Source organism: Roseateles sp. P5_E1, from assembly GCF_054049335.1.
In genome coordinates, this window is sequence record NZ_JBFUMN010000477.1 from 1 (window position 1) to 522 (window position 522).

Genomic DNA, 522 nt, shown 5'->3' on the forward strand with positions numbered 1-522 from the left:
GTTCCAGGCTGCCTGCCGCACCACGCTGGAGCCGCACACGATCCGCTTCTACACCGATGCGGCGGTGGACCCGGACGCCCAGGACGCGACCGGCGGCGACGCCCTGCAGGCGCCCGCCTACGTCGAGCGCACCCACGATTACACCGCCGAACAGGCCCGCGCGCTGCGCGCGATCGTGGCCAACGACGATGAGCACATCGACCTGGACGCCTATGCGGGCGCCGGCAAGACCCACCTGATCCTCCAGCTGCTGGACAGCGCGACCCGGCGCTACACCTACATCGCCCCGCGCCCCAGCCAGGTGCAGGCCTTCCGGCGCCGGCTGAGCGGTGCGCTGCCGGTGGAAATCCTCTCGCAGATCAGCTTCGCCAACCAGGTTGCCGGCAGCGCGTTCCGCCAGGGCATCCTCGGTACCGCCTATCGCCCGACCTTCCAGATCAGCAAGGCCTCTTTCCGCGATATCGCCCAGCGCATCGGCCTGCAGCCGATCGGCAACCAACCGCCGACCAGCGTGCTGCGCGT

The 522-nt window shown here is 70.1% G+C and carries 1 protein-coding gene; it reads left to right on the forward strand.

The genetic code is table 11. The features are described from left to right. The coding region (locus tag ACXJKJ_RS32185) for a hypothetical protein (RefSeq protein ID WP_457395818.1) at nt 1-522 on the forward strand (522 nt) is incomplete at both ends.